Origin of the sequence: Microbispora sp. ATCC PTA-5024 (assembly GCF_000511135.2) — a bacterium.
Taxonomy (GTDB): Bacteria; Actinomycetota; Actinomycetes; order Streptosporangiales; family Streptosporangiaceae; genus Microbispora; species Microbispora corallina.
In genome coordinates, this window is sequence record NZ_KI866524.1 from 191527 (window position 1) to 200821 (window position 9295).

Sequence of the window (9295 nt, forward strand, 5' to 3'; positions counted from 1 at the left end):
GTCGCCGCGCCGTTCGCCGCGCCGTCGCCGGTGGGCTGTCCTGTCCCGGTGGCGGTGCCTGCCGCATCGCCGCCCGTGCCGGCCCCGGTCCCGCCCGTAGCGGCTCCGGCGCCCTCCGGCTGGCCCGTGCCGGTGCCGGGCGCGGTGCCGGAGGGCTGGCCGGTGCCGGAGGGCTGGCCGGTGCCGGTGGCCGAACCCGTGCCGGCCGAACCCGCGCCGGTGCCGTTCGAGGTGCCGGTGTGGGTGCCCGTGTGGGCGTCGTGGCGGGGGACTTCCGCGAGCGTGCCCTCGACGGTGCCGCGCGTGCGGTCGGCGAGGGTCCCCTCGGCCACACCGTGGGTGCCGCCGGAGGTGGCGTGGCCGCCGTCGGTGGCGCCGTGGGTCCTGTGGGCCGGCTCGTGAGTGGCCGAGGACGACTCCGGTTTGGGGGCGTCGTTTTTCTGCTGCGCGGTCGAGGCGTGGTGCGCGTCCGGCTTGTGCTCCGGCTTGTGCTCCGGCTTGTGCTCCGGCTTGTGCGCGGACGACCCCTGCGACGCGGACGCGCTGTCGGCCTTCCCGCCGGTCTTCCCGTCCGCGTCGGCCTTGTGGTCCGAAGCCTGGTGGTCGGGCTTGTGGTCCGAAGCCTTGGGGGCGGGATCGTCCGGGGGCCGGGTGGTGTCCTGCTCCGGAGAGAACGTGGACGCCTTGCCCGTCGGCGCGGTGCCGCCGCCCTGCTGCTTCTCCTTCTTCTCCAGGAGAACGAGGCGGCGGTCGACGTCCTTGACCATGGTCGTGCAGGCGTCCGCCACCTGGGACGGCCGATGGGTGGCGTGGACGGCGACGCCGGCTCCACGGGTGAGCTGTGTGACGCGGGCCTCGATCGTGTCCATCTGCCTCGCGGCGTGCTGGACCTCCGACAGCAACTCGCGGACGAGCTTCGGATCCATCCCGTCGAGCTTGGCCATTGGGCGCGCCTCCACAGAGATATCGGCGCACTTCACGGTAGCTGGGGCGACAGCCTTCGAGAAGCCCGATAGCCAGACGGCATGAATGCGCCCTGCCCCCGGCCCGTGGGAACGGGGACGGCCGGGCTAGTCCTCGGTGGCCAGGTATCCCACGACGCCGCGGAGCTTGTCGACGGGGATCGCGCCCTTGCGCAGGACCCGCGGGACGGGCGTGGTGAGATCGACGATCGTGGACGGCGCGTTGTCGGTGCACGGGCCCGCGTCGAGGTAGACGGACACCGAGTCGCCCAACTGCTCCTGGGCCTCGTCGGCGGTCGTCGCCGCCGGGGCGCCGGACCGGTTGGCGCTGGAGACGGCCATCGGGCCGGTCTCCTTCAGCAGGTCGAGCGCCACGGGGTGCAGCGGCATGCGGACGGCGACCGTGCCCTTGCTCTCGCCCAGGTCCCACGACAACGACCGGTTGGCCTTCAGGACGAGCGTGAGCGGCCCGGGCCAGAAGGCGTCGACGAGATCCTGGCCGTACGTCCCGAGGCTCTCCACGAGCGCGTTGGCGGCCCTGACGGTGCCGACGAGCACGGGGACGGGCGTCTCCCTGCCGCGGCCCTTGGCCTCCAGCAGGGCGTTCACGGCCGAGTGGGTGAACGCGTCGGCGCCGATCCCGTACACCGTGTCGGTGGGGATCACGACCAGGTCGCCCCGGCGTACGGCGGAGGCGGCCTCGGCCAGCCCCGCGGTCCGCTGGTCGTGGTCGGCGCAGTCATACCGTTGGCTCACAGACTCATCCTTCCACGGCCTCCCGCGCGGCCCGCACGCGTCGCCGGGCATCCGGCCGCCGGAAACAGCCTCGGGGCGGTCAGTCCTGGTCGAGGCGGGCGGTGACGTACCGGTCCCGGCCGGTCAGGTCCTGCCGCAGGCGCGCGTCGCGCCAGCCCCTGTCCTCGGAGAACAGCCAGTAGACGGCGTTCCCCTGCTGGTCGGCGTGCTCGACGGCGACGAAGCCCCCGGGCCGCAGCAGCCGCCTGGCCGTCCGTTCGACGGCCCTGACCTCGTCGAGCCCGTCGTCCCCCGACCCGTACAACGCGCGCGAGGGATCGTAGTCGCGCACCTCGGGGTCGCGCGGGATCGCGCCCGGCGGGATGTACGGCGGGTTGGAGATCACGAGGTCGACCCGGCCGTTCAGCTCGGGCAGGCAGTCGGCGAGGTCCTCGGGGTGGAGGGACGTGCGGCCCTGGCCGTGTTCGAGGATGTTGCGCCTGGCCCAGCTGTAGGCGACGGGGTCGATCTCCACGGCGTGCACCTGGGCGAGGGCGACCTCCTGGGCGATCGACAGCGCGATGGCGCCCGAGCCGGTACCGAGGTCGACGACCACGGGCTGCGCGACGTCCATCTCGCGGAGCCGGTCGATGGCCCAGCCGGCGACGACCTCGGTCTCGGGCCGCGGCACGAAGACGCCCGGGCCGACCTCCAGCGACAGGTAGCGGAAGTAGGCGCGCCCGGTGATGTGCTGGAGCGGCTCGCGCGCCTCCCGGCGGGCGATCCCCTCCCAGAAGCGGGCGTCGAAGTCGGCGTCCTTGACCATGTGGAGCCGCGACCGGGCCACGCCGTGCACGAACGCCGCGATCTCCTCGGCGTCGGTGCGCGGCGACGGCACGCCCGCCTCGGCCAGCCGGGCGGTCGCGTGGGCGATCTCGTCGAGCAGGAAGGTCATCGGTCTCTTACGGCGGTCGCGGTCGCTTGTCGGTGGTCCTGCGGGCTGAGCTCTCGGGGGCGTACGGCCGGGTGGCCGGCTCGCCGGCTCACGTGTGGGCGGCGAGCTTCTCCGCGAGTTCGGCGTCGAGCAAAGCCTGTATCACCGCGTCGAGATCGCCGTCCAGGACTTGGTCGAGGTTGTAGGCCTTGTAACCGACCCGGTGATCGGAGATGCGGTTCTCCGGGAAGTTGTAGGTCCGGACGCGCTCGGAGCGGTCGACCGTCCGCACCTGCGACTTGCGCTCGGCCATCGCGGCCGCGTCGGCCTCCTCCTGCGCCATCACGAGCAGCCGCGCGCGCAGGATGCGCAGCGCCGACTCCTTGTTCTGGAGCTGGCTCTTCTCGTTCTGGCAGGAGACGACGACGCCGGTCGGCAGGTGGGTGATCCGCACCGCCGAGTCGGTCGTGTTGACGCTCTGGCCGCCGGGGCCGCTCGACCGGAACACGTCGATCCGCAGGTCGTTCGGGTCGATCTGGACGTCGACGTCCTCGGCCTCGGGGTAGACGAGAACGCCGGCCGCCGAGGTGTGGATGCGGCCCTGCGACTCGGTCACGGGGACCCGCTGCACCCGGTGGACGCCGCCCTCGAACTTGAGCCGCGACCAGGCGCCCTCCTTGCCCTTGATCGCGACCGTGACGTCCTTGTAGCCGCCCAGGTCGGAGTGCTGGGCGTCGATGATCTCGGTCTTGTAGCCGGCCCGCTCGGCGTACCTGAGGTACATCCGCAGGAGGTCACCGGCGAACAGGGCCGACTCCTGGCCGCCCTCGCCCGCCTTGATCTCCATGATGATGTCCTTGTCGTCGTTCGGGTCGCGCGGGACGAGCAGGTGCGTGAGCCGCTCCTCCAGGGCCGGGATCCGGCTCTCCAGGTCGGCCGCCTCCTCGGCGAAGGCCGCGTCCTCCGACGCGAGTTCGCGCGCGGTCGCCAGGTCCTGCCGTACGGACTCCAGCTCGCGGTAGGTCGCGACGATGGGCGTGAGCACGGCGTACCGCTTGCCGTACGCCCGCGCCCTGGACTGGTCGGCGTGCACCGCGGGGTCGGCGAGCCGCAGTTCCAGGTCGGCGTACTCGCTCATGATCTCGTCGAGGTTCACCGCGAGCTCCTTATCTCATCATCCTCGGAAACAGGCCGTAATCACCAAGAACGCCGACCCGGGAACGCCGCCTCTGAACCGAGGGGCGCCGCCGGGCCGGCGTCGCGGAGGAGCTACTTGCTCTGGGCCTTCTTGCCGAAACGCGCCTCGAAGCGCGCCACCCGGCCACCGGTGTCGAGGATCTTCTGCTTGCCCGTGTAGAACGGGTGGCAGGCGGAGCACACGTCGGCGTGGATCACGCCGTTCTTGGCGGTGCTGCGCGTGGTGAAGGTGTTCCCGCAGGTGCAGGTCACCTCGGTGACCACGTACTCCGGGTGGATGTCGGGCTTCATGTCTCAGTCCTAACGCTCGGTGCGGTCGCCGGGTCGCTTGTCGGCTCGAAGGGCCTCGGCGCGTCGGCACACCCTGACGCGCCTGCGGGAACCGGTACCGCTGCGGTTCGGCTACCAGTGTGCCAGATCCTGCAACCTACCCCGGCCACGCCCTATTCCCCGGTGTGGAGAGCGGCCAGGTCCCGCAGCCCGGAAGAGGCGAACGTTAGCGGAACTCCACACAAATCGGGCGAACGTTTACAGGCAAGTGGACTAGTCACACCTGCCCCACTAGGCTCCGGTGTTCAAACCCGACTTTTCCCTCAATTTTACCAATGTTAGGGGTAACCATGAGGAAGGGCTTGCGGCTCGCCTTGGCGGCCGCGACGGGGGCGGCTGTCTTTGCCGCAGGAGCGGCCATCACCGTAGCTTCCCCCGCCAGCGCCGGCGTCCTCAGCGCCAGCGCCGTCACCGTGGGCAATCCCACGTTCACCGACTCCTTCATCCCGCCGACCGGGAGCACGACGATCCCGTTCAAGGCGTCGATCAGCGCCGACGCCTACGTTGGGGACAAGGCGCCGAAGATCACCGCCGTCTTCTACAAGGACGGCGAGGCGACGACCGGAACCGGGACCGCCGCCAACGTCACGCAGCTCACGGACACCACCGGAACCAAGCCGACCGAGTTCAGCGGCAGCGTGCCGGTCTCCGCGAGCGACAAGCCCGGCAAGTGGAACCTGAAGATCACGGTCGACCCCGACGGCGCCGCCGCCGAGCCGGAGACCAAGAACCCCGTCGAGTTCTCCGTCGCCGCGGCGACGCGGGTCACGGGCGCCAACGTCGATCCTGACCCGGTGTACCTGAAGTCGGGCAAGGAGGTGGACGTCTACGCCGCCTTCAAGCTGGAGAAGTACGGCGACGAGAAGGTCACCGACGTCCGGCTGGAGTCCGAGGACAGCGACGACTACTACGCGCTGACCACGGGTCTGGAGGCCGACGACTCCTACCACGACTCGACGTCCTTCGACTACAGCACCTCGGCCGGTGACTGGCAGCTGAAGATCACCGTCGAGCGGGGCACCAAGAAGTACAGCTTCGTCCGGGGCTTCGAGGTCAAGAAGAGCAGCTCCAAGGTCAAGTCCAAGATCACCCTGTACGCCTCGCCGGCGAAGGTGAAGAAGGGCAAGGCCACGAAGCTGTACGGCAAGGTCTACCGCGGCACGAAGGCCTGGTCGAAGAAGATCCTCAAGCTGTACTTCAAGAAGAAGGGCACCAAGACGTGGAAGTTCGTCGGCTACGTCGGCGCCACCTCCACCGGTAAGTACAGCAAGAGCGTGAAGCCGAAGTACGACGGTTACTGGCGGACCACGGCGGCCGGCACGAGCGCCACCTACGGCTCGCTGTCGAACATCAAGTTCGTGGACGTCAAGTAGCGGAGCTGTGCGGCTCGCCCCACCAACCCCTGGCGCAAGCCGTACAGACGAAGCACACGAAGGCCCGCGCGGAGCGATCCGCGCGGGCCTTTGTCGTACCGGCGGGCGGGTCAGCGACGGCCGAGGTAGGCGAGGACGGCGAGGACCCGCCGGTGGGCGTCGGGCGCGGGGTCGAGGCCGAGCTTCACGAAGATCGCCGTGATGTGCTTCTCCACCGCGCCCTCGCTGACGACGAGCCCGGACGCGATCGCGGCGTTCGACCGGCCCTCCGCCATCAGCGACAGCACCTGCCGCTCGCGGACGCTGAGCGCGTCGAGCCCGGCCCGGCGGCGGCTCAGCAGCTGCACGACGACGTCGGGGTCGATGACCGTCCCCCCGGCCGCCACCCGGCGGACCGCGTCGAGGAAGTCGGAGACGTCCGCGACCCGCTCCTTCAGCAGGTAGCCGACGGCGGCGGCCCCTCCCCCGAGCAGGTCGGTCGCGTACCGCTCCTCCACGTACTGCGACAGCACGAGGATCGGGAAGCCGGGACGGCGGGCGCGCACCTCGATGGCCGCGCGCAGCCCCTCGTCGGTGTGCGTCGGCGGCATGCGCACGTCCACGATCGCGAGGTCGGGGGCGTGCTCGGCGACCGCGGCGACCAGGGCGGGGCCGTCGCCGACGGCGGCGACCGTCTCGATCCCGCCGTCGGCGAGCAGCCGGGCCATGCCCTCCCTGAGCAGTACGGAGTCCTCCGCGATCGCTACGCGCATGCGCCACACCCTAGGTCGGCGGGAGCCCGTCCTACCACGTGCAGGGCAGCGAGGCGCGGATACGGGTGGGACCGCCGGACGGGCTGTCGACGACCAGGACCCCGTCGATCGTGGCGGCACGGTCGGCGAGCCCGGCCAGTCCCCCGCCCGGTACGGCTGTCGCGCCGCCCACGCCGTTGTCGGCGACCTCCACCACGACCTGGGCGCCCTCCCTGCGGACCGAGACCGACGCCTCGGAGGCGCGGGAGTGCTTGGCCATGTTGGTCAGCGTCTCGGACACGATGAAGTACGCGATGCTCTCCACCGCCGGGGGCGGCCGTTCGGTGATCTCCACGGACAGCTCGACGCGTACGGGCGCCCGCGCGGCGAGTGAGGACAGCGCGGCGTCGAGCCCCCGGTCGGTGAGGATGGCGGGGTAGATCCCGCGGGCGAGGTCGCGCAGCTCGGCGATGGCCTCCTTGGTGCCGGCGTGCGCGCTGGCCAGCAGGTCTCGGGCCGCCTCGGGGTCCTCGTCGAACTTGGCGCGGGCCCGGCCCAGGTCGAGGGCCACCGCCAGCAGCCGCTGCTGCGCGCCGTCGTGCAGGTCGCGCTCGATCCGCCGCCGCTCGGTCTCGGCGGTGTGGACGCCCCGGGCCCGGCTGGCCCGCAGGTACTCCGTCTGGGCCCGCAGATGGTCCTGCTCGTCCACCCCGAGCAGCAGGTTCGCGAGCATGGTGTGCAGCCACGTCATGCCCCGCACGGCGTAGAGGGCGACCACCAGGATCGCCGCGCCGACCAGCGCCCAGGGCACCGACTCGGCCACCGAGCCGTACCCCAGCCGGACGCCCATCGTCGTCCGCCAGCCGAGGGCCGTGACGAACGGGCCCGACAGCAGGGCGAGGCCGCTCGTCCACAGCAGCAGCGAGACGAAGAACTCCAGCGCCCCGAGCGGCGTCAGCAGGAGCAGGTAGCCGAGGTCCTTCCAGGTCGCGGGGTCGCCGAACAGCCAGTCGAGATGGCGGACGAACCCTCCGCCCGGCCGCCTCCGGTACGGGTCGGGGATCCGCACGCCGAAGGCCAGGCGCAGGATCCGCCGTTCGAGCATGGCCGCGCCGCGCCACATCAGGATCGTGACGACGATCAGCGGGAGCCCCACCCACACGACGACCATCGCGACCGACACGGGCACGGCGACCGACAGGACGGCGAGCCACGCGAGGCCGAGGAACATGCTCAGGAACAGGTACGGCACGGCCCGCCACGTCATCGGGTCGAAGGCGACCCCGATCGGGCCCTTGGGGCCGAGCGGCACCCGTTCGCGCAGCGGGCGGTCGTCCGGCTCGGGGGCCGGCCGGTCGGGGGACGCCGTCTCGGCGGTCATCGTCACCGTTCCCTCGCTTCCGTACGGCGTGACGGCCTCGGGACAAGACTGCCAACACTTCGGGCCGGGGTGAATGGGGCGAACGGCCGTTTGGAGGTGGGGCTAACCCGAAACGCGTCCCCGTACGCGCCGAAGCCCCGGGCGGCGGACCGTCCGGGGCTTCGGCGTGAACGAGGACGACTAGTCGCGGTCGCTGCTGACCGTCGTCTTCTGGACCTGGAGCAGGAACTCCGCGTTCGACTTCGTCTCCTTCATCTTCTCGAGAAGGAGCTCCAGCGCCTGCTGCATGTCGAGGGCGTGGAGGACGCGGCGGAGCTTCCACACGATGGACAGCTCCTCCTTGGCCATGAGGATCTCCTCCTTGCGGGTGCCGGACGCGTCGACGTCCACCGCCGGGAAGATGCGCTTGTCAGCCAGGGAGCGGTTGAGCTTGAGCTCCATGTTGCCGGTGCCCTTGAACTCCTCGAAGATGACCTCGTCCATCTTCGAGCCGGTCTCGACCAGGGCGGTGGCGAGGATCGTCAGCGAGCCGCCGTTCTCGATGTTGCGCGCGGCGCCGAAGAACCGCTTCGGCGGGTAGAGCGCGGTCGAGTCGACACCACCCGAGAGGATGCGGCCGCTCGCCGGGGCCGCGAGGTTGTACGCGCGGCCGAGGCGGGTGATCGAGTCGAGCAGGACGACCACGTCGTGGCCCAGCTCGACCAGGCGCTTGGCCCGCTCGATGGCCAGCTCCGCGACGGTGGTGTGGTCCTCGGCGGGACGGTCGAAGGTCGAGTGGATGACCTCGCCCTTGACCGACCGCTGCATGTCGGTGACCTCTTCAGGACGCTCGTCGACGAGGACGACCATCAGGTGGCACTCGGGGTTGTTGCGGGTGATCGCGTTGGCGATGGCCTGCAGCACCATCGTCTTGCCGGCCTTCGGCGGCGACACGATGAGGCCGCGCTGCCCCTTGCCGATCGGCGAGACGAGGTCGATGATCCGCGTGGTCAGGACGTTCGGCTCGGTCTCCAGGCGCAGGCGCTCCTGCGGGTAGAGCGGCGTGAGCTTGTTGAAGTCGGGCCGCTGGCGGGCCTGCTCCGGGTCCATGCCGTTGACCGTGTCGAGGCGCACGAGGGCGTTGAACTTCTCGCGGCGCTCGCCGTCGCGGGGCTGGCGCACGGCGCCGGTGATGACGTCGCCCTTGCGCAGGCCGTTGCGGCGGATCTGCGCGAGCGAGACGTAGACGTCGTTGGAGCCCGGCAGGTAGCCGCTGGTCCGGACGAACGCGTAGTTGTCGAGGATGTCGAGGATGCCGGCGATCGGGATGAGGACGTCGTCCTCGCCGATCACGGGCTCGTTGCTGTCGAAGCGGTCGCGGCCGCGGCGGTTGCGCTCGCGGAACCGGCCGCGACGGCCGCGCGCGTCGTCGCCCTGCTGGTCGCCGCCCTTGCCGTCGGTGCGGTTGTCCGGCCGGTTGTCGGCGCGGCCGTCGCCGCGGTCGCCGCGGTCGCCCCGGTTGTCGCGGTTGTCGCGGTTGTCAGGACGCCCGTCGGACCTGCTGTCGCCGCGGCCCTGCTGACGGCCCTGGCCGTCGCCCGGGTCGGCGGCGCGCTGGTCGGCGCGGTCGCGGCGCTCTCCCCTGTCGCCGCGCTCCCCTCGGGTGCGCCGCT

At 71.2% G+C, this 9295-nt stretch carries 9 protein-coding genes; 1 reads left to right on the forward strand and 8 read right to left on the reverse strand.

Annotated elements, in window-relative coordinates:
- The 5 genes from MPTA5024_RS42440 to rpmE all read right to left on the reverse strand — a co-directional run.
- On the reverse strand, positions 1–944 hold a 944-nt coding region (locus MPTA5024_RS42440), incomplete at its 3' end, for a hypothetical protein (protein WP_051458491.1).
- 126 nt (positions 945–1070) lie between these two features.
- Positions 1071–1718 carry an L-threonylcarbamoyladenylate synthase gene (locus MPTA5024_RS21655; protein ID WP_036327423.1) on the reverse strand — a complete coding sequence of 216 codons (648 nt, stop codon included), beginning with the start codon at positions 1716–1718 and terminating at the stop codon, positions 1071–1073.
- Between the two features lie 79 nt (positions 1719–1797).
- Positions 1798–2652, reverse strand: a complete 855-nt coding sequence (gene prmC, locus MPTA5024_RS21660) for a peptide chain release factor N(5)-glutamine methyltransferase (protein WP_036327426.1) — start codon at positions 2650–2652, stop codon at positions 1798–1800.
- A gap of 88 nt (positions 2653–2740) precedes the next feature.
- Positions 2741–3787, reverse strand: a complete 1047-nt coding sequence (gene prfA, locus MPTA5024_RS21665; protein WP_036327428.1) for a peptide chain release factor 1 — start codon at positions 3785–3787, stop codon at positions 2741–2743.
- Positions 3788–3900: 113 nt separating this feature from the next.
- Positions 3901–4119 (reverse strand): 50S ribosomal protein L31, encoded by a 219-nt coding sequence (gene rpmE / locus MPTA5024_RS21670; RefSeq protein WP_036327430.1) that lies wholly within the window; start codon positions 4117–4119, stop codon positions 3901–3903.
- A gap of 452 nt (positions 4120–4571) precedes the next feature.
- Between rpmE and MPTA5024_RS21675 the strand changes: the two genes are divergently transcribed.
- Positions 4572–5531 (forward strand): hypothetical protein, encoded by a 960-nt coding sequence (locus tag MPTA5024_RS21675; protein ID WP_157099637.1) that lies wholly within the window; start codon positions 4572–4574, stop codon positions 5529–5531.
- Between the two features lie 110 nt (positions 5532–5641).
- Here the strand turns inward: MPTA5024_RS21675 and MPTA5024_RS21680 are convergent, their stop codons facing one another.
- The 3 genes from MPTA5024_RS21680 to rho form a co-directional block, all read right to left on the reverse strand.
- On the reverse strand, positions 5642–6283 hold the full coding sequence (locus MPTA5024_RS21680; protein ID WP_036327432.1) for a response regulator: 642 nt from the start codon (positions 6281–6283) through the stop codon (positions 5642–5644).
- Between the two features lie 31 nt (positions 6284–6314).
- On the reverse strand, positions 6315–7643 hold the full coding sequence (locus tag MPTA5024_RS21685) for a sensor histidine kinase (protein WP_084369900.1): 1329 nt from the start codon (positions 7641–7643) through the stop codon (positions 6315–6317).
- A gap of 180 nt (positions 7644–7823) precedes the next feature.
- Positions 7824–9295 (reverse strand): transcription termination factor Rho (rho, locus tag MPTA5024_RS21690; RefSeq protein ID WP_036327435.1); only part of this gene is annotated, 1472 nt, incomplete at its 5' end.